General features: G+C 66.0%; 16 protein-coding genes. 5 read left to right on the top strand and 11 right to left on the bottom strand.

Annotated features, from left to right (window positions below; genetic code table 11):
• Positions 1 to 69: 69 nt before the first annotated feature.
• Genes JS531_RS06415 through JS531_RS06405 form a run of 3 tightly spaced genes read left to right on the top strand, consistent with a single transcriptional unit; the run spans position 70 to position 2,713 of the window.
• On the top strand, positions 70 to 957 hold the full coding sequence (locus JS531_RS06415; RefSeq protein ID WP_214314240.1) for a hypothetical protein: 888 nt from the start codon (positions 70 to 72) through the stop codon (positions 955 to 957).
• Positions 954 to 2,024 (top strand): hypothetical protein, encoded by a 1,071-nt coding sequence (locus JS531_RS06410; protein ID WP_214314238.1) that lies wholly within the window; start codon positions 954 to 956, stop codon positions 2,022 to 2,024. Before JS531_RS06415 ends, JS531_RS06410 begins: the two co-directional genes overlap by 4 nt.
• Before the next feature lie 14 nt (positions 2,025 to 2,038).
• Positions 2,039 to 2,713: an ABC transporter ATP-binding protein gene (locus JS531_RS06405; protein ID WP_214314230.1), complete on the top strand. Its 675-nt coding sequence runs from the start codon at positions 2,039 to 2,041 to the stop codon at positions 2,711 to 2,713.
• 50 nt (positions 2,714 to 2,763) lie between these two features.
• Here JS531_RS06405 and JS531_RS11060 read toward each other — a convergent pair whose 3' ends face one another.
• The 8 genes from JS531_RS11060 to JS531_RS06365 all read right to left on the bottom strand — a co-directional run bounded on the left by JS531_RS11060 (position 2,764) and on the right by JS531_RS06365 (position 13,618).
• A complete protein-coding gene (locus JS531_RS11060) occupies positions 2,764 to 3,501 on the bottom strand; it encodes a hypothetical protein (RefSeq protein WP_240542078.1) in 738 nt (245 codons plus the stop codon).
• Positions 3,498 to 4,202 (bottom strand): helix-turn-helix domain-containing protein, encoded by a 705-nt coding sequence (locus JS531_RS11055; protein ID WP_240542077.1) that lies wholly within the window; start codon positions 4,200 to 4,202, stop codon positions 3,498 to 3,500. The genes JS531_RS11060 and JS531_RS11055 overlap by 4 nt, the downstream gene beginning before the upstream one ends.
• 92 nt (positions 4,203 to 4,294) lie before the next feature.
• The gene (locus JS531_RS06390) at positions 4,295 to 5,539 is read right to left on the bottom strand and encodes a site-specific integrase (RefSeq protein WP_094667163.1); all 1,245 of its coding nucleotides are present in this window, start codon (positions 5,537 to 5,539) and stop codon (positions 4,295 to 4,297) included.
• Positions 5,540 to 6,122: 583 nt separating this feature from the next.
• Entirely contained in the window at positions 6,123 to 7,751 is a 1,629-nt protein-coding gene (locus tag JS531_RS06385; RefSeq protein ID WP_214314228.1) for an ABC transporter substrate-binding protein, read from the bottom strand.
• 138 nt (positions 7,752 to 7,889) lie between these two features.
• Complete coding sequence (locus JS531_RS06380) at positions 7,890 to 9,278, bottom strand: lanthionine synthetase LanC family protein (protein ID WP_214314226.1); 1,389 nt, start codon at positions 9,276 to 9,278, stop codon at positions 7,890 to 7,892.
• A 71-nt stretch (positions 9,279 to 9,349) separates the two neighbouring features.
• Positions 9,350 to 11,404: a glycoside hydrolase family 20 zincin-like fold domain-containing protein gene (locus JS531_RS06375; RefSeq protein ID WP_214314224.1), complete on the bottom strand. Its 2,055-nt coding sequence runs from the start codon at positions 11,402 to 11,404 to the stop codon at positions 9,350 to 9,352.
• A gap of 32 nt (positions 11,405 to 11,436) precedes the next feature.
• Entirely contained in the window at positions 11,437 to 12,366 is a 930-nt protein-coding gene (locus JS531_RS06370) for an ROK family protein (protein WP_214314222.1), read from the bottom strand.
• Positions 12,367 to 12,502: 136 nt separating this feature from the next.
• Complete coding sequence (locus JS531_RS06365) at positions 12,503 to 13,618, bottom strand: ROK family protein (protein ID WP_214314220.1); 1,116 nt, start codon at positions 13,616 to 13,618, stop codon at positions 12,503 to 12,505.
• A gap of 234 nt (positions 13,619 to 13,852) precedes the next feature.
• Between JS531_RS06365 and JS531_RS06360 the strand changes: the two genes are divergently transcribed.
• Positions 13,853 to 15,184: a sugar ABC transporter substrate-binding protein gene (locus JS531_RS06360; RefSeq protein WP_214314218.1), complete on the top strand. Its 1,332-nt coding sequence runs from the start codon at positions 13,853 to 13,855 to the stop codon at positions 15,182 to 15,184.
• Between the two features lie 154 nt (positions 15,185 to 15,338).
• Here the strand turns inward: JS531_RS06360 and JS531_RS06355 are convergent, their stop codons facing one another.
• From JS531_RS06355 to JS531_RS06345, 3 genes are read right to left on the bottom strand one after another with little or no spacing between them, the layout of a single operon-like run.
• Positions 15,339 to 15,887, bottom strand: coding sequence for a low molecular weight protein-tyrosine-phosphatase (locus tag JS531_RS06355; protein WP_214314216.1), 549 nt, complete (start codon positions 15,885 to 15,887; stop codon positions 15,339 to 15,341).
• Between the two features lie 55 nt (positions 15,888 to 15,942).
• Complete coding sequence (locus JS531_RS06350) at positions 15,943 to 16,614, bottom strand: dihydrofolate reductase (RefSeq protein ID WP_214314214.1); 672 nt, start codon at positions 16,612 to 16,614, stop codon at positions 15,943 to 15,945.
• 58 nt (positions 16,615 to 16,672) lie between these two features.
• Positions 16,673 to 17,548 carry a thymidylate synthase gene (locus tag JS531_RS06345; RefSeq protein WP_214314212.1) on the bottom strand — a complete coding sequence of 292 codons (876 nt, stop codon included), beginning with the start codon at positions 17,546 to 17,548 and terminating at the stop codon, positions 16,673 to 16,675.
• Between the two features lie 172 nt (positions 17,549 to 17,720).
• On the opposite strand from JS531_RS06345, the gene JS531_RS06340 reads away from it, so the two are divergent.
• A complete protein-coding gene (locus JS531_RS06340) occupies positions 17,721 to 18,134 on the top strand; it encodes an OsmC family protein (RefSeq protein WP_214314210.1) in 414 nt (137 codons plus the stop codon).
• The last annotated feature ends 129 nt before the right edge of the window (positions 18,135 to 18,263 follow it).

Here is an 18,263-nt window from a genome sequence, read left to right as displayed (position 1 = left end):
ATGTTGTCTTCGTTTCTTGCCTGGGCGGTGTACTGGAGCGTTCTTGATTGGCGTGGCTCGCAATGGGGCATGTCCGACGCGAAGACGCAACTGGTGCTGACCGCCTCCGCGGATACCGGGCACGACGACGGAAAGAATCTTGAGGCGACGCGTGATCTGGCCGAGTATCTTTCCGGTCACGGTATTTCCCTGTTGGAGGGTTCCGTGGGGGACGGTTGGCCGGCGATCGTGTTCCAGTCGTCGGGGGCCTCCATCGGATGGGCCGATGCGCTTCCGCAAGAATGCCGGAACATGAACAGTCGCGCGGCCTGTGTGATCGAGTCGTCGTTCTCGGCCGGGCAATGGCGTGAGCATGGGGATGCACCGCTATTGCCCGCCGGGTTTTCCGTCGGCGGTGTCGTCAGGGTTCCGGGGGCGAACGTCGGCGGCAACCTGCAGTACGTGCTCCCGTTGGGGGCGGTTCCCTTGTTTCCCGGCAGCGTGTACGTGAACACGAGCGACCCGCAGCGGCTCCGGGAGATCTCGGACCTGTTCGCGCGCTGCGGCATGGACGTGACGCAGCCGCAGGCGCAATCGTTGTGGTCGTCCCTCGCCGGCGACTCCTTCGTGGGCATCACCTTGCTGTTTCTGGTACTAGCGTTGGTCTGCGCCTGCGTGTGCGTCATGACGATGGAGACGACAAGGAAGGCCGACCTGCATGTCAGACGGCTGTTCGGCGCCACCGGCAGGCAGGTGTGGGCGGGCCGGGTGCGCGAGGCCGTTGCCCCGATCGTGGCCGGCGTGCTGGCAGGAACGATGTTGAGCGCCGTGCTCATCACCGTGGTGTCGGGCAGGACCGGCATCGGCCCGGCGGCCGCGTTCGCCGCAGCTTTTATCAGCGGCACGGTCCTGACGGCGCTTGTGACGGCGTTGGCTGAATGGCTCGGCATACGATCGAATGACGAGGTGGAACGATGATCCATGAACTGATGACCGGCATCCGCATGGGATTGAGGCGATGGGGATCGATCCTCGGCATCACACTGCTCGTCGTCTTCGCGGGAAGCGTGTTCACGATGACGCTCAGCGACGTGCTGACCGAATCCAGCGTGATCAGCGGCGAGGCTCGTCTGCGGGCCGCCGACGCGGTCACGTTCTCCCCGCAATACCTCCTGCAGTCCCCGAGCAAGACGAGTCCCAAGGTGACGGATAGTTTGCGGGACATGCTGGAACAGGGCAGGGGGTACGCCGCGATCGTCAACAACGTCGAGATCGACGATCCCGATTTCGCCAACGGCATACCGGCCATCGTCCTGATGGGCAACGTCGATGACGTGTTCCCCCGGCTGGGCCTGTGCTCCCACGCGCCCTGCGCGTCCATCGGCTACCGGGTGGACCGGGCGCAGGCACCCGACAGCGTGCATATCGCCGGCGTCGACGTCAAGGTAACCGGCACGCTGCCGGCCTCGGCAGCCATATTCGACCCGAACACCGCCGGCATCAACCTGGACCGGACCATCGTCATCCGACTCGACCCGGGCTCATTGAACCGGCTCAACGACATCGAACTCGAAGAGGCGGTGACCAAAACGGTCATGTTCAACCCATCCCGAACCCAGCTCGACAGTTTCATCACGGGAAGCCGCGACGCCGGCCTGATACTCGTGCCGCACCGGCTGAACACGGAACAACCCCAACGCGACAGGGACCTCATCGTGCGCGCGCTGATGTACCTACTCGGACTGTCCGCCTTCCTCGCGCTCACCGTCATCGTGATCATCCGGACACTGTCCGTGACCCTCGCACGGGAACGGCCGTCGATGCTCGTCCGCAGGCTCTACGGCGCCACCGCCGTAGACGAGGCGATCCGCGTCGCCGGACTCATCCTCATCATGCTGCTGCCCGCCACCGTGGTACTGGCATGCTTCCAGCTGATAGGCGAACCGGTGGCCACCGCATCCCGGACGATGATCGCCGTCATCCTCGCCATGGCGGCCCTGGTCTGGACGATCGCCGCACGACGCGCAACCACACACATCCAATGAAAGAAGCACCGACCATGCCACAGACGACCATAGACGCCCGAAACCTGACCAAACGATACGCCGACGGGCAGGCGCAGCTCCTCGCCGTACACGACATATCCCTGCAGGCCATGCCCGGGGAGTCGATCGCCATCATGGGACCGTCCGGATGCGGCAAATCCACCCTGCTGCGCATGATCGGCCTGTCCATGAAACCCACCTCCGGCTCCCTGCTCCTGCAAGGACACCCGGCACCGGAAAACGACAAGGACCGTTCCGCATGGCGCAACCGCATATTCGGCTTCATCCCGCAGGACTACGCAATCCTCGAAGACGAGCCCGCATGGGCCAACGTCGCCATCCCCATGGAATACGCACACCCCAAGGTCGGACGCGCCGAACGCAAGCAACGCGCCACGGCCGCACTGGAACAAGTCGGCCTCGCCGGCAAGGCGCAACGCATGCCCGGGCAACTGTCCGGCGGCGAAAGGCAACGCATCGCCATCGCCAGAGCGACCGTGATGCACCCCGCCATCATCATCGCCGACGAACCCACCGCAGCACTCGACACGCACACCGCCGACACCATCATGACCATGCTCCTCGCGCAATGCAAGCAAGGCGCCACGCTCGTCCTCGCCACGCACGATCCACGAGTCGCAGCCCAATGCGACACCACCCTCACCATGCGAGACGGCGCATTCATCTGAAGGTTTTCGCAAGGTACAACTGGATCTGCAAGAAAAGGAATTGCCGACAATTACCATGTGGCGAGCGTTTCAATAGTGTCGAGCCCGTCTTGACGGTGTGATTCATCGAGGTTGTCCCAGTACGGGGAATCCTCGATGAGCTTGTCGTGCAGGAGTCTGATGCGTTTGCGGTCGGTGCCGCTGTGCAAGCGTGCGAGCTCCGCATCGGGATCCGGGATGAGGGATGCGAGCATGGCTGCATCATAGAGGTGACGGTCACCGTAGCCGGCGTGGTCGGCGCTGTAGGCCGCGCTCTTGAGTATCAGCGCGCCGAGCAGGTCCGGGATGCGAACCACGACTTCGGCGCCGTCCTTGTCATCGATGAGTTGGACCTGCATGCTGCGTTCCACTGCCTGCGCGCCGCCCGGCATGGATAGCACCGGTGTGCCGGCGATGGTCGCGTCAGCCCCAAGGAACTTGGGAAGGTGATCGGCGACCAGCAGGTCCACGACGTCGCCGTTCGGCGCGATCATGCGGGTCGTGTATCCGGTCAGCGTGCCCGGCTGCGTCTCGAACCCGCGAGAGGTGAGAATGCCGCGCAGTCTGGCGATGCCGCGTCGATCCGCCATGAGGTCGGCGAGCAGGTCGGCGTCGGTGGTGGGTCGTGCTGTCAATCCGCCCATGATGGCGTGCAGCTGGACCATGAGCCCGCCCGTAAGCAGCCATGATTCCGGGATGTTCGCCGCGGCGACCGCGTACACGGTATTCCACGGATGGCCCGTGTTGGGGATGCGGATTGTCGGAATCATGCCTGATGCTCCTTGCGATGATATTCGTCGATCAGCTGTTGAAGGGTTTCCATGCCGGCGCGGCGTTCTCTCGGGTCGTTGGATTCGGCCAGGTCGGCCGCACGTACGCCGAGAGGCATAGGGCCCTCACCGGCGGGAAGATCGTCGGTGACATGGAGCCGTACCCGGACCGGAGTCGCGCCTTGCTTCAACCGGCATTGCCGAATGGCGTCGTTCAGAGCATCGGCGGTGACGTAGCCTTCCACCACGTCTGTGGCGGTCAATTGGAACGAGGCGGCCAATGCTCCGGTGGCGGCGGAGGGACGGATGAGGGTTTCGACCTTGTCGAGGTTGGAGTCCCTGCACCAGTATTCGACCGTCGTCGCACGCCTGCGCGCGAGACGGGTCAGATTCTCCGCATCCATCTGCCTCAGGTATCCCCTGAGCCGGTATCGCTGCTGCCGGCCCAGCCATGGCGCGTCGAGCCCGCTGAGCATGTATAGCGCCCCGAACGCCATGTCTGGTGAATAAGGACGCCCATCCGCACCCTGCCACTGTGCTTGGCGACGTACGGAATCCTCCGTAATCAGCGAGCCGCCTCCCACGGAAAGAGATTCAAGCCGGCCAGCAGCGCGAAGCGCGCTGACCCGTCGCTCGCTCACTCCGAGCCTACGGGCGACTTCCCGCCGTGTGAGCAGCGTCCGATTCGTTCTGATAGCCATATTCCTATTGTATACAGAACTATTCCAGATTGGGAATAGTTCTGTATACACCGGGCAACAGGGCGTCTCAATCCGTATTCGTCTGCATGTGGTCATTGCGCTGCTTTGATGAAGTCTTCGGCGAGTTGGTTGACGATCTGGTTGCGGTGTCGGGCGACGATGCGCTGGTAGTGCTTGATGGCGACCTTCTCGCTGACGTGGCCGAGTTCGTCCATGACTTCCCGCAGAGTGCCGCCCTTGAGCATGAGCAGGGTCGCGTGGCTCGCTCGCAGGGATTGGAAGGTCAGGTCGGGGCGGCCGGCTTTCTCCCTGGCTTTGCGGAACTGGGCCTCCAGGGTGGTCTGGCTCATCACCGAGGCTCGTCTGGGGCGGAAGACCATGGCTTCCGGGTCCGTCCATTCGCAGTGCCTGAGCAGGTGGTCGTGAATCAGGGGAACGAGTCCGTCGGGGATGGGCACGGTGCGCCGGCTGGAGTCGGTCTTGGTCCTGGCGATGCGTGTCGAACCGCGATCCGCATAGCCCCTGTTGACGGAATGTCGCACGGTCAGGCGTTTGGCCTTCAGGTCGATGTCCTTGATCTGCAGGCCGCACAGCTCGCCGCAACGGAGGCCTCCGACGAGCGTGGCGAGTATCACCGCCAGTCTCGTGTAGTCGGGCATGTTCTCCGCGATCAGCTTGAGTTCCAGCGGCGTGACCGGTGGAACGTCCTCCCTGGCGGATCGTGGCGCGGGTGGTATGGGCAGGATGAACGGGTTGTCGCGGATCAGCGGCGGGGAGCCGTCCATACTCATCTTCGTGGCGCTGGCGAACGCCGCCTTCAGGCGCATGCATGAGCGGCGGAACGCCCATTGCCCCTCAGGGTGCGGCGCGTCGTACCAGCGTTTGATGTCCTTCGGCGTGATCTCGGTCAGGAGCTTGCCCTTGAAGCCCGGCATGAAGTGCGCGATGTCGAGATACAGGTTCCGGCGCGTGCCGCCGGCTATCCTCTCGCCGTTCGGCAGCCGGTATCCTTCCGCCCACCGGGTCACGTAATCCTCGAACGAGATCAGGTTCGCGCGCTTCCTGCGGCGGCGTTCTGACGGATGGACCCATTCCTGGATGTTCTTGCGATCCAGTTCCACCAGATGCCGTTCCTCTTCGAGCCACTGGTGCGCCTCGTGCTCCATGTCCGGCTTGAACTGACGCTGGACCTTCTTGCCCGGTCGTTTCGGGTCCGGGTACCGCACCTGCCAGGCGACGAGATTGCCTGCGGTATCGTAGCGCGGCGTCACGGTGCCGAACCTGCTCCGCCGTCCCGGCGACGGCCCCATACTGTCCTTCTTCGTCCTCGCGGACATGATGATGCTCCTTGTGCTGAATCCAAGATCGATGGCATGGCATAACGGCCTCGGAAAAATGCCACCAAAAATGCCACCAAGTGGCCGAATACGCTCTCAGTGAGCCATTGCACCTAAAAATGCACCTCTAGTGCCTTAGGCCTTGCAATCATTGAGGTTTAGGCTGATTCGATCACTCGTCACAGGTCGTTTCGACCATCAGCCGCATGAAGATGACGATAAGGAGCAACACTGCTTGCGTGTCTATTGGAAGAAAGCGGGAACCGTTGCTATGATTGATTTTGTAAGTAATGAAGGTAAATTTATTTGCCCCCGGAGTGGTGGAGATGGACCTGTACGACGCTGGGCCGTATCCCCCTCTCTGGGGGTACCACTTAAGGACCGGTTTCGCGCCGGTCCTTTTTTCGTTTCCCCACGACGTCCGCCCACGTCACGCGACGGACGGCGTCCTTCCGACGTCCGATACACGATGGCCCCGCGCCGGAGGAGCCATCGCTCCCCCGGCGCGGGGTCATCGAACACGTGGGATCATCGGACTCGCCAGACGCCAGCGCTCCAACCGGACCCAGCGTCCAACCAGACGTCAGCGCTTCGAGATGGCCCAGAAGGTCGGACTGCTGTCCCAGTTGAACCCGACGCCCTTCAACCCCTTGACGGTGGCGCTGGTCGCGTTCGTGTTGTAGATGGGGATGGAGGGCAGGTCCTCGAGAAGGATCTCCTCGGCCTGCACGTACAGCTTGTCCGCGTCGTCGGTGGACGCGGCTGCCGAGGCCTTGGCGAGCAGGTCGTCGAACTCGGCGTTGCTGTACTTGCCGTAGTTGCGGCCGCCGAGCGCGCTGCTCGCGTAGATGGGCGTGAGGTAGTCCTCGACGGACGGGTAGTCGGGACCCCAGATGTCGTGGTACGCGGAGGTGATCTTGCCGGCGTACGCGTTGGTGATGTACTCCTTCTGGGTGGGGATCGGATCGGTCTTCGCGTCGATGCCGAGCGTGTTCTTGAGCTGGTTCACGATGGCGTCGTACGTCTCCTTGTAGGTGCCGTCGGCGTTGTAGGTGATGGTGAAGTCGCCGTCCCAGGGGCTGATCTCGTTCGCCTGCTCCCACAGCTTCTTGGCTTCGGCGGCGTCGTGGCGGAGCACGTCAGCGCCCTTGAGGCTGCCGGAGTACGGCTTGAACACCGGGGAGGCGAAGTCGGTGGCGGGGCTCGCGAGCCCGTTCATGATCTTCTCGGTGATGGCCTTGCGGTTGATGGCGAGGCTGATGGCCTTGCGGCGCAGCACGCCCTCCTTGCCGGAGAAGTGTTCGAGGTCCTCGGGGATGCCGAGGGCGACGCGCACGGGGCCGGGTTCGCTGTACGCCTTGACGGTCTTGTCGTTGAGGAGGTTCTTCAACGCGCTGGACGGGATGGCGCTGGTGATGTCGAGGTTGCCGGACTGCACGTCGGCGTACTGCGCGTTCGTGTCCGTGTACATCCGGTAGGTGATGCCGTCGTTCTTCGGCTGGTAGTAGCCGGTGTAGTTCGGGTTCGGCACGACCTCGATCTGGCTGTCGTGCTTCCAGGACTTGAACTTGTAGGGGCCGTTGCCCACCGGGTTCTCGCCGAAGGCCTTCGGGTCCTTGTAGAAGGATTCCGGCAGCGGGTCGTAGGCCATGAAGGTCAGGACGGTCGGGAAGACGGCCGAGGCGGCGTTGAGCGTGATGGTGAAGTGCGTGTCGTCCTGCACGGAGAGTCCGGAGAGCTGTTCGTCTCCTTTCAGCCCGTCCTTCTGCAAGTCGTCGTAGCCCTTGATGTATGCGAGGTATCCGGCGTTCTTCTGTGCGTTCTTCACGTTGGCGGTGTACGACCACGCCTTCACGTAGCTTTCGGCGGTGAGCGGGGTGCCGTCGGAGAACTTCAGCCCCTTGCGCAGGGTGACCGTGTACTGCGTGTTGTCGGCGTTCGGCTCGATCTTCTCGGCGTTCTCGTTGACGATGCTGCCGTCGGCCTTGGTCACGACCAGGCCGGTGAACAGGACGCGGTTGAGGACGAGCGCGCCGTTGCCTTCGTTGGTGTCGCCGGGGACGAGCGGGTTCTGCGGTTCGCCGATGCCGAAGCTGATGACGTTGCCGTCCGCGGCGTTCTCCCCGTTGGAGGCGACGCCGCAGCCGGCGAGCATCGTGGCCGCGGCGATGGCCGCGACGATGGTGCGTGTGATGCGTGTGATGCGTTTCATATGCTGTTCCTTCTCTTTCCTTTGGTGCGTTCGATTCGATGTACGGTTGGTTCGATGTACGGTTGGTTCGCCCACGTTCGGTTCGATGTGCATTCGGTTCGCCCGCGTCCGATTCGCCCGCGTCCGGCGTGACCGCCGTCAGGCGGCCCAGCGGGTGGGGAACGGGTCGTCGACCAGCCGGTCGAGGGTGAAATCGCCCCGCTCCATCATGTAGATCTCCGTCAGCGCGAGTCCGATGCCGGCCGCGCCGCGGAAGAGGCTGTGGGGGCGGGTGATGTCGTCGGGCTTCTGCCGCCAGAACGCGATGGGCCAGTCGGCCCGCCCGTCGCCCAGGTCCTCCTTCATGCCGAGGATGACGTTTCCGCAGCGGATCGCGAGGTCGTGCCAGCGTTGTTCGCCGGTGGCGAGGTACAGGCCGACGAAGTAGTGGACCAGTCCGGCGTGCCCGCAGCACAGCGTGTCGATGTTCCACAGTCCGCGGGATTGGTGTTCGGGGGCTCCCAGGGATTCGAACCCGTCGGCGAGCGCGTGGAGGAATGCCGCCGCGTCCTCGTCCCCGGCGATCCGGTGGAGCAGGTATGGGAACTGTCCGGTGCCGGCGATGCCGTGGCAGTGGCCGAGCGGGAACAGGTCGCGTTCCTCGGGGGCGAGGCTGCGCGGGATGAGCACGCCTTTGGTTTGGGGTACGGCGACCGACTTCAGGTAGCGCAGCTGGTCGCGCGCGGCGTCGAGGTAGCGTTGTTCGCCGGTGAGTTCGTACAGCTTGAGCAGGATGTATCCGCTGCCGGCCGCGCCGAACTCCCAGTTGGGCATGTTGTGGTCCATGTGGAAGACGACGCCTTCGAAGGTGGCGGTGCCGCCGAAATGGCCGTCGAACACCAGATGCCCTTCGGCGTCCGGCTTGCCTTCGGCGAGATACTGTTCGCCGGCGCGGCGGACGACGTCGAGGACCGCGGGGTCGTCGAGGTGCCGGCCAAGCGCGAGGAGGAACAGGATGACGCCGCCGTCCTTCACCCATGCGGTGTTGCCGGTCCAGTAGGGACCGTGTTCGCCCGTCTTGGAGTGGGACAGGTACCGTTCCGCGAACCGGAGCGCGGTCTGCGCGTACGTGGGGTCGTCGAACACGTCGGCGGCCTCCAGCAGCATGAGCCCGTAGCAGCTGTCGAACCCTTCGAGCGTGGTGACGGGCGCCTCGTCCACCTTGGCCCGGATCCACTGCGCGGCGCGGCGGGCCGTGTCACGGTATCCGGGGTCGCCGGTCACGCGGGCGAGCTGGATGTAGAAGTGCATGATGCCGGCGGAGCCGTCGGCGTATCCCGGGTTCGGACGTTCGCCGCCGACGCCCTCCCAGTAGAGGCCGTCGGCGTCCTCGAGCTGGAACCCGCGGATGTAGCGCTCCGCCTGGCGGGCGGTGTCGAGCCATTCCTCCGTGCTTCCGGCCTGTCTGATCCCATATGGTTTGCCGACGCGGAACGACCATCTGTCCTCCTCTGCCGGCCGTTCCGTGTCTGTGTTCGCAACGCGCATGGCACCAACACATACCGGAGGGACGGCCGCGACACGACCGTCCCCCTATAGATGTTTCTTGGTGCCCGTTATCATCCTCGCGTCGGCGGCGTGACCGGCGCGCCGCCTGTCGAGCGCAGGTGTCCGGCGATCGCATACACGACGTCCTGCAGCCGGCGGAGTTCGGATTCGCGGCTGACCGTGCGCCATTGCGCGGCGTACGCCTCCATCCAGACCTCCAGTTCGCCGGCGAGGCGCGTCGCGTCGTCGCGCCGCGCCGCCGCGTCCGCCCATGGGCCGTCGAGGGTTCCGGCTTCGGCCGCGAGGTGCAGTCCGATCCGGTTCAGTAGCCGTTGTCCTTCGATGGCGATGCGGAACGCCGCGGCGTCGCCTGCGAGGCGCGGTCCCGCGGATGCGGCGGTCGCGGCGATGCGGCGGGCGAGGTCGCGAAGCGTACGGTCCGCGGCATCGGTGGAGGCGAGACGTCGCGTCAGGCAGCGCATCAGCATGCGTCGGGCCGCGGCGGGCGACGGCGTCGGACCGTCGTCCCGGAGGGCGAGGGTCTCGACGTCAGGCCGTTCGTCCTGCGACAGCAGTCCCGGGATGGCCTGCAGCACGTCGGCGGCGACGCCGCCGTGTCCGTCGTCGAGTTCCAGCCACGCGATGAGATGCCCCCATGCGAATGCGGCCGCGTGTCCGGCGCCGTCGAGGATGTCCGGCAGTGCGCCGCCGGCGTCGTGGTATTCGACGTGCGAGATGCGGCGGAGCATCTCGCCCTTGTCGGCCACGCGTCCCGGAGCCCATGCCTCCTGCGCGCCGACGATCATGCCGGGGATGGCCATGCGCGGGTCGTTGACGTGGCCGAAGTCGCCCCAATCGGTGACGAGCATGCCTTGCGCATGGTATTGCTCGCCGTATCGGGCCATACGGACGATGTTGTTCCATGCGTCGTCGAGGCGCGGCAGGAGCGCGTTCCAGCACCACACAGCGGGGCAGACGATCTGCGTGGCGCCGGATTCGGCGACGGCGCGGATCTTCCCGTCGTCGACCTGCGGATCGTACTGCCAGTTGAGCAGCGTGACGGTTTCGGGCAGGCGTTCCAGGATCTCGGGGTGTTCGAGGGCGATGTCGCCCCACATCATCGGCTGTTTGCCTTGGGTCTCGAGGTGGCGGCACAGGCGGGTGACGTAGTCGGCGTACATTGCGGCGACTCCGATCCGCTCGGCGAGGGGTTTGGAGCGGCCCTTGCCGAGGTCGAAGGTCTCGTCGGCGCAGATGTTGAACTTGTCCGAGCGGAACAACTGCAGGTAGTCGTCGATGAGCCGGCACGACAGGTCGAAGGCGCGGTCGTCGCTGATGTTCAACGTGTGGTGGCGCATGCGGTCGATGAACCCGAACGGCTCGTCGGCGTCCTCGGGGAACTCGCCGAGGTCGCGCAGACCCTGCGTGCGCAGGGCCATATACAGGTGCCCGAACGTGGAGACCGACGGCACCAGTTCGATGCCCCGTTCGGCGCAGTACCCGTCGAATTCGAGGATGTCCTTCGGAGTGAGCGGGCTGCTGCCGCGCCAGGTCTCGCTCATCCCGTCGAACGCGAAGGTGTGTTCGACGTAGAGCTGGAGCTGGTTGTACCGGTAGAGGCAGAGCTTGTCGGCCCAGGTCTTGAGCCAGTCGAGGGTGGGGACGCGTCCGCGGGTCACGTCGAGGTAGTAGCCGCGCGTTTCGAAGGCGGGCTCGTCCTCGATGCGCAGGCAGGGCAAGGCGGCGCCGCATTGGCGGATGAGCTGGCGCAGGGTCTGCACACCGTTGCGCACGCCCTCGAAGTCCGCGCCCGCGACGGTCACGCCATCCGGCGTGACGTCGAGCGTGTACGCGCCGGGGCGGCGCGTGCCGTCGGCCGCGTCGCCACCGATGGTCAGCGAAATGGCGCCGGGCCACCGGTCGCCGGTGGCGACGTCCCAGTCCAGTCCGGTCGTCTCGCGGATGTCGTCGACGAGCTGCGCGGCGAGTATGGTCCGGTCGTCGCCGATGTCGCGGGATTCGTTGATCCGGCCGAGCATCGGCAACAGCAGTGTGCCGTCCATGAGCCGCATGGTCCTGGGCTCGGGGATGATCGTCCACGTCGTCGTGGTCGTCTGGTCGTTCATGATGCTCCTTTCCTGTCGCCGGCCGAGCGGGGTCAGCGTGCGATGAGGGCGGCGCCGATTGCGCCGATCGGCACGGACGGGTCGACGAGACGCAGCCGTTCCGGCAGCCCAAGGCTTGCGATGAAGCCGCTGTCGGCCTCCCTGCCCCGCAGTTCGCCGCGCAGCGCGTCGAGCAGCGGGGTGCCGGCGTGCGCGACGCCTCCGCCGATGACGATGACCGACGGGTCGGCGGTCTGGGCGATGATCTGCACGACGTCGGCGAGGGCGTGCAGCACGATGCCGCGCACCCGAGTCGCCGCGGCGTCGCCGCGCGCGGCCTTCGCGAGGATGTCGGGCAGGGGCGGATCGGCGGCGGGCCACATGCGGCGCATGCCTCCTCCCGAGCAGGCGGTCTCCAGACATCCGCGCTGGCCGCACGGACAGGGCATGCGGTTGGGGTCCACCGGCAGGTGGCCGATCTCCCCGAGGGCGCCGGTATCGCCGTGCTCGAGGACGCCGTCATGGACGAGGCCGGCGGCCAGGCCGGTGCCCAGGTTGACGAACGCCATCCTGCCGCGCCTCGATGCCGCGGGCAGGGTGCCGTAGGCGCCGAGGGCCGCCACGTTCACGTCGTTGTCCACCTGCACGGGCAGGCCAAGGGCCGCGGATGCGCGCTCCCCCAGTTCAAGCCTCTCGATGCCGAGATTGACGACGTTCTCGACCAGTCCGGTGCGGTGGTGCACCAGGCCGGGGATGCCCACGCCCACCGACCGCACCTCGCCGGCGCGCGCGCCGGCCACCCGCGGCACGAGGGCGGCCACGTCCTCGACGACTTCCGCGCCGCCCGGCCGGGCCGGCACACGCGCGGACGCGAGGACCACGCCGTCCGCGTCGACGAGCACCGCCTCGATCTTCGTGCCTCCGACGTCGACGCCGACGCGCAGGTCCTTCGCTCCGGCGACATTGCTGGCGCATGTTTCCATGATTGGTCTCCGTTCCCATCAGGAGGCGGACCTCCGCTTTGTCCGCCGCCTATTATGTTTGGAATCCTTACATATTGACTTCTCCAGCGATGATACACCATGACGCGCGGGGCCGGCGCCACGGAGAGGCGAGACGTCAGGACGCGGCGGGCGCGGACGGCCCACGGCGGCCCACAATCGCACGCAGCACGCAGACCGCCTGCCCGCGCAGGGTGGCATCGTCGCCGAGCTCGCACCGGCGCACCCTCACCACGCTTTGGAAATCGCTGCGGGACAGGGAGTTGATGGTCTCCGCGCAGGCGTCGAGGAACGCGTCCCCGACGAGCTCGGGCGGGCCGTAGACGGCGATGTCATGCAGGTTCAGCAGGCTCACGGGCATGACCAGCGCGCCGCCGAGCCTCGTCCCGGCCTCGGACAGGATGTCCGCGCGCCGCCCGGGCTCCCGGCGGATGCGTTCGCGCAGCGCGACGGCGGAGACATAGGTCTCCAGGCATCCGTGCTTGCCGCAGGCGCACGCCGGGCCGGACGGGTCGACCACGACGTGGCCGATCTCGCCGGCCGCATGGTCGTCGCCCTCCACGAACTCGTCGTTGAGCAGCACCGACGCGCCGATGCCTCGGGTGACCTGCACGAGCAGGCAGTTGGGCTCGCCGCGTCCGAGGAAGCGGTCGGCGAGCAGCGCGGCGCTCGCATCGTTGTCCACGCGGACGGGCAGCGAGAATTCGCCTTCGAGCAGGTCACGGAGCTCCACGCCGCTCCAGCCGAGGTTGGAGCTGGAGACCACCCTTCCCGAACCGGAGACCACGCCGGGGACGGCGACGCCGATGCCAACCAGACGCGGACCGGCGAGCCGGACCATTTCATCGACGAGCGACAGCACGTCGCCGGGGTCGATCCGGTCGCCGTCGTCGAGCACACGTTCGCGGCGTTCGACGATTCTGGCCCGCAGGTCCATCACGGCACCGGTCATCACATACGGGCGGGACAGGTCGACGCACACCAGACGGAGCGCGTCCGTGTCGATGGCCAGCAGGGTGCCCGGCTTGCCGCGGCCGTCGCGGCGCGCCGCGCCCAGCTCCCTCAGCAGGCCGTCCTCGATCATCTCGCCGGTCACATCCGTGGCGGTGGCCCGGGAGAGCCCGGTCCTCTTGCACAGGTCGGCGCGGGACAGCTGGCCGTCGGGGAACAGCAGCCGGAACAGCAGCCTGCGGTTGTTGGCCCTCGCGTCGCTGGGATTGGACTTGACGTACATGGCAGACGGCCTCCTTGCGCGGAATCGATGGCGGGACATGCGACGGAACTGCGTCGGGACGGCCTCCCGCGCCATCCGCGAACGGCTTCAGGATAGCACCCGCAAGGGGTCTGACATTATGCAACCCGCGCCGTCTTGACAAGCTCCCCACGCTTGCGTACAATCATGTTCGACATCCAAACAAAATAGATGCGACATCCGACCAACGACGGTCGGGCGCAGAAAGAAGTCGATATGAACAACACCACGCGCACCGCCATAGCCACCGCCGCCATCGCCTCGATGCTCTTCCCGCTCGCCGCCTGCGGCAACACGACCGCGACCAGCAGCTCGGGCAAGACCAAGCTGACGGTGTGGTCGTGGGACACGAGCATCGATCGCGCCGCCGAGGCCTTCATGAAGGCCAACCCGGACATCACGGTGAAGGTGAGCAACGTCGGCAGCACCGACGAGACCTACACCGCCCTCAACAACGCCTCCCAGGCCGGAAGCGGTCTGCCCGACGTCACCCTCATCGAATACCTCGCCGTCCCGCAGTTCGTGCACTCCGGCACGCTCAGGGACCTCAGCGACCTCTACGACACCGCCAAGCTCAAGAAGACGTTCACCCCCGGCACCTGGAACTCCGTGAACATCAACGGCGGCCTGTACGCCATGCCCGCCGACTCCGGCCCCATGGCCTACTTCTACAACAAGGACGTGTTCGACAAGGCCGGCATCAGCGAACCGCCGACCACCTGGGACGAGTTCTACGAGGATGCGAAGAAGGTCCGTGCCACCGGCTCCTACATCACCTCCGACTCCGGCGACGCCGGCCTGTTCAACGCGATGATGTGGGCCATGGGCGGCCAGGCCTACAAGGTCGACGGCGAGAACCTGACCATCGACGTCACCGGAGACAAGGGTGCCCAGCGGTTCATGGACCTCTGGCAGAAGATGCGCGACGAGGACCTCATCGACGTCCACACCAAGACCTGGACCGACGACTGGATGAAGTCCCTCGGCGACGGCTCCGTCGCCAGCCTCATCAGCGGCGCCTGGATGGCCAACAACCTCCTGCAGGGCGTGCCGCAGGCCACCGGCAAGTTCCGCGTGGCCCTCCTGCCCACCGTCGACGGCAGCACCGTTAACGCCGAATACGGCGGCAGCGGCCTCGCCATCACCAAGGAGGTCTCGGACAGCAAGCTCGACGCGGCCAAGAAATTCGTCGAATACGTGACCACCAGCGACGAGGGCATCGACGTCCGCGTCTCCAACGGCAGCTTCCCGGCCACCACCGCGACCCTCAACCAGAAGGACTTCCTCGACAAGACCACCCTCAAGAACTCCGACGGCAGCGACAACGAGTTCTTCGGCGGCCAGAAGTACAACGAGGTCTTCTCCCAGGCGGCCGAGAACGTCACCGGCAAGTGGGAGTTCCTGCCCTTCGAGCCGTACGCCCGCTCCATCTACAACGACTACATGGGCTCCTTCTTCTCCGGCAAGTCCGACATCAAGTCCGCTGCCGCGAAGTGGCAGAAGGCCATGAAGGACTACGCCAAGGACCAGGGCTTCACCGTCAAGTGAGCCGCTGATCTCCCGACTGTCCCGTCCGTCCCCATGAAGGCGCGGACGGGACACCCTCCATCACTTCCCTTCCTTTCTCTCTTCTCTCCCGTTCTCCTTCAACGCGTGGGGCCCGGCACTGTTCAGTGCCGGGCCCCACGCGTCTTCGGGGATGTCAGCGTCCCTCCGTCTCCAACCTCTTCGCCACCCAGTCGACGATGTACGGGGCGACCTGCTCGATCTGGTCGATGGCGACCTCGAACTCGTGCGGACCGCCGTACCACGGGTCCACCAGGTCGATCTCGCTTTCGCGGCCGGCCGGCGGCTTCGGCAGGTCCGGGTCGAAGCTGCGGTACATGTGCACTTCGGCGCGTTTCGCCGGCGGCAGCATGCGCAGCAGCGCGCGCATGTGCGAGGCGGTCATCGGCAGGAACAGGTCGGTGCGGGCGATCTCGTCGCGGCTGATCCGGTGCGCGAAATGGTCGCGCGGGATCTCGTCGCCGTAGCCGCGCTCGCGCAGCACGTGCACGGCGCGCGGGTCGATGGGATGGCTCCACTCCTCGTCGGAGACGCCGCTGGATTCGACGTCCACCTTGTCCGCGAGGCCGCGCTCGTCGAAGAAGTGGCGCAGGATGATCTCGCCCATCGGCGAACGGCAGATATTGCCGGTGCACACGGTCATCACCGTGTACTTGTGCGGGGTGTCGCCGTGCTTGTCGGCCATGGTTCACTCCTTGTGAGGTCGTCTTGGTGAGGTCGTCTGGCGGTCGGTATCGGGTTCAGCGAGTCTCGCCGTCGACGCGGCCGTAGGTGACGAAGCGGTATCGGGCGATGCCGGTGTCCGGCTTCCTCGGCTCCAGCCACGGCGTGCGGTCGATGACCTCCCACTGGCCTTCCTCGGCGAGCGCGGCGATGTCGGGCGCGTACGTGTCGGCGTCGACCTGGGCGTCGAGCAGGGTGACGTACACCTTGTTCGCCTGCGGCAGCACCTCCTGGAAGAGCTGCGCGCCGCCGATGACCCAGATCTCGGATCGGTCGAGCCCGTCGTCCGGGATGGCCTCCTGACGGGCCAGGTCGAGCGCGTCCTCGAGCGAATCGACGACGGTGGCTCCCGGCGCGCGGTAGCCGGTGTCATGCGAGACGACGATGTTGTCGCGGTTGGGCAGCGGTCGGTACTTCGGCCCGAGCGATTCCCACGTGCGTCGTCCCATGATCACCGGGTGGGAGACGGTGAGCTCCTTGAAATGCTTCATGTCCTCGGCGAGGTGCCAAGGCATGCCGCCGTCGAAGCCGATGGCGCCCGTACGACCTTCCTTGTCGCGCGCTTCGGCCCAGATCAGGTTCACCGAGAATGTCTTGGGGAAATCGTCGCCCCAATCCTCGACCTCGTCAAGCCCGGCGTCACCGGGCTCGGGTTCGTGATAGCCGCTTCGGCTACTGTCGTGCTCCATTTCATTCACTCCTTGGGTGAGTTGGACTAGAGGGAAGTCTAGTGTCACACGGCGACCGTCATACGGCGACGGGCGCCTTGATGGTGGGGTGGTGGCGGTAGTCGATGATGTGGAAGTCCTCGTACGCGTAGTCGAACAGGCTGTCGGCCTTGTCGATGGCGATCCGCGGGTACGGGTACGGATCGCGGGAGAGCTGTTCGAGCACCTGTTCGATGTGGTTGTCGTACACGTGGCAGTCGCCGCCGGTCCAGACGAATTCGCCGGGTTCCAGTCCGGCCTGCTGGGCCATCATCAGCGTGAGCAGGCTGTAGGAGGCGATGTTGAACGGCACGCCGAGGAACATGTCGCACGAGCGCTGGTAGAGCTGGCAGCTGAGGCGTCCGTCGGCCACGTAGAACTGGAACAGCGCGTGGCAGGGCGGCAGGGCCATGTGCTCGACTTCGGCGGGGTTCCATGCGGAGACGACCATGCGGCGCGAGTCGGGATGGTTGCGGATGAGGTCCATCACGTTGGCGATCTGGTCGATGGTGCGGTCCGGGTCCTCGGGCGTGGGCGCGGGCCAGCTGCGCCACTGGGCGCCGTAGACGGGTCCGAGGTCGCCGTTGGCGTCGGCCCATTCGTCCCAGATGTGCACGCCGTGCTCCTGCAGCCAGCGCACGTTGGTCGAGCCTTTGAGGAACCAGAGCAGCTCGTAGGCGAGTCCCTTGAAGAACACGGTCTTGGTGGTGAGCAGCGGGAATTCGCCGTGGGACAGGTCGAAGCGGATCTGCTGGCCGAACAGGGAGATGGTGCCGGTGCCGGTGCGGTCCGATTTGAGGGTGCCGTGCTCGAGGATGCGGCGCACGAGGTCCTCGTACGGCATGGGGATGTCGGTGTCGGGTCGTGCGGGGATGCGGTCACGTATCGCCGCGAGTTGTTCTTCCGTCAAAGCCATGCGTCCCAGTGTAGCGTGAGGCGTCCGGGGCGCGGTTCGCGCACGGCGCACGACGTCGACGCGCCGCGCGTCCGTCGTCGGCGGAATGTCCCCGCCGCACGTGCGCGGCGTGGGCTAGATTGGACGTAGCGCGACGCGGCAGGCGCGTCGCGGATGACACGAAGGAGTCAGCATGGGCAAGCGACTGTGGGTCGAGCGCAACAAGGACGGTTCCTGGGACGCGTTCAGCGACGACGGCGCGCACATCAAGTTCGGCAAGGACCGCGGCCAGTTCACGCCCGGCGACCTGATGAAGATCGCGCTGGCCGGCTGCGCCGCGCTGTCCAGCCAGTTCGCCATCGAGCATACGCTGGGCGAGGGCAAGGGCGCGAAGATCGTCGTGGACGGCACGTACGACGCCGACAACGACGCGTACATCAACTTCAGCGAGCAGGTCGTCGTCGACGCCTCCGAGGCGGGTCTGAGCGACGAGGACGCCGACAAGCTCAAGGAGCGCATCACCCGTCACATCGACAAGGGCTGCACCGTCAAGCACACGTACGTGCAGGAGACCCCGGTGCGCATGGAGGTGACGGTCAGGCACTGACCGTCACGCCGGCGTGCGTCCGCGCGGACGCACGCCGCCATGCATGGGAAAGGCTCCCGTCGCATCCGATGAGGATGCGACGGGAGCCTTCGTCGTCCTGCCGGACGTCCGATCGTCCGAGCCGTCCGG

The organism is Bifidobacterium sp. CP2 (genome assembly GCF_018555635.1).
In the GTDB taxonomy this organism is placed as follows: Bacteria; Actinomycetota; Actinomycetes; order Actinomycetales; family Bifidobacteriaceae; genus Bifidobacterium; species Bifidobacterium saguinibicoloris.
This window is presented reverse-complemented; position numbering and strand designations above follow the sequence as displayed.

What these genes read in the sequence shown, in the direction of transcription:
- JS531_RS06415 (WP_214314240.1), top strand. Translation starts at nt 70, where the DNA reads ATGTCCGACGCGAAGACGCAACTGGTGCTGACCGCCTCCGCGGATACC.
- JS531_RS06410 (WP_214314238.1), top strand. Translation starts at nt 954, where the DNA reads ATGATCCATGAACTGATGACCGGCATCCGCATGGGATTGAGGCGATGG.
- JS531_RS06405 (WP_214314230.1), top strand. Translation starts at nt 2,039, where the DNA reads ATGCCACAGACGACCATAGACGCCCGAAACCTGACCAAACGATACGCC.
- JS531_RS11060 (WP_240542078.1), bottom strand. Translation starts at nt 3,501, where the DNA reads ATGATTCCGACAATCCGCATCCCCAACACGGGCCATCCGTGGAATACC.
- JS531_RS11055 (WP_240542077.1), bottom strand. Translation starts at nt 4,202, where the DNA reads ATGGCTATCAGAACGAATCGGACGCTGCTCACACGGCGGGAAGTCGCC.
- JS531_RS06390 (WP_094667163.1), bottom strand. Translation starts at nt 5,539, where the DNA reads ATGTCCGCGAGGACGAAGAAGGACAGTATGGGGCCGTCGCCGGGACGG.
- JS531_RS06385 (WP_214314228.1), bottom strand. Translation starts at nt 7,751, where the DNA reads ATGAAACGCATCACACGCATCACACGCACCATCGTCGCGGCCATCGCC.
- JS531_RS06380 (WP_214314226.1), bottom strand. Translation starts at nt 9,278, where the DNA reads ATGCGCGTTGCGAACACAGACACGGAACGGCCGGCAGAGGAGGACAGA.
- JS531_RS06375 (WP_214314224.1), bottom strand. Translation starts at nt 11,404, where the DNA reads ATGAACGACCAGACGACCACGACGACGTGGACGATCATCCCCGAGCCC.
- JS531_RS06370 (WP_214314222.1), bottom strand. Translation starts at nt 12,366, where the DNA reads ATGGAAACATGCGCCAGCAATGTCGCCGGAGCGAAGGACCTGCGCGTC.
- JS531_RS06365 (WP_214314220.1), bottom strand. Translation starts at nt 13,618, where the DNA reads ATGTACGTCAAGTCCAATCCCAGCGACGCGAGGGCCAACAACCGCAGG.
- JS531_RS06360 (WP_214314218.1), top strand. Translation starts at nt 13,853, where the DNA reads ATGAACAACACCACGCGCACCGCCATAGCCACCGCCGCCATCGCCTCG.
- JS531_RS06355 (WP_214314216.1), bottom strand. Translation starts at nt 15,887, where the DNA reads ATGGCCGACAAGCACGGCGACACCCCGCACAAGTACACGGTGATGACC.
- JS531_RS06350 (WP_214314214.1), bottom strand. Translation starts at nt 16,614, where the DNA reads ATGGAGCACGACAGTAGCCGAAGCGGCTATCACGAACCCGAGCCCGGT.
- JS531_RS06345 (WP_214314212.1), bottom strand. Translation starts at nt 17,548, where the DNA reads ATGGCTTTGACGGAAGAACAACTCGCGGCGATACGTGACCGCATCCCC.
- JS531_RS06340 (WP_214314210.1), top strand. Translation starts at nt 17,721, where the DNA reads ATGGGCAAGCGACTGTGGGTCGAGCGCAACAAGGACGGTTCCTGGGAC.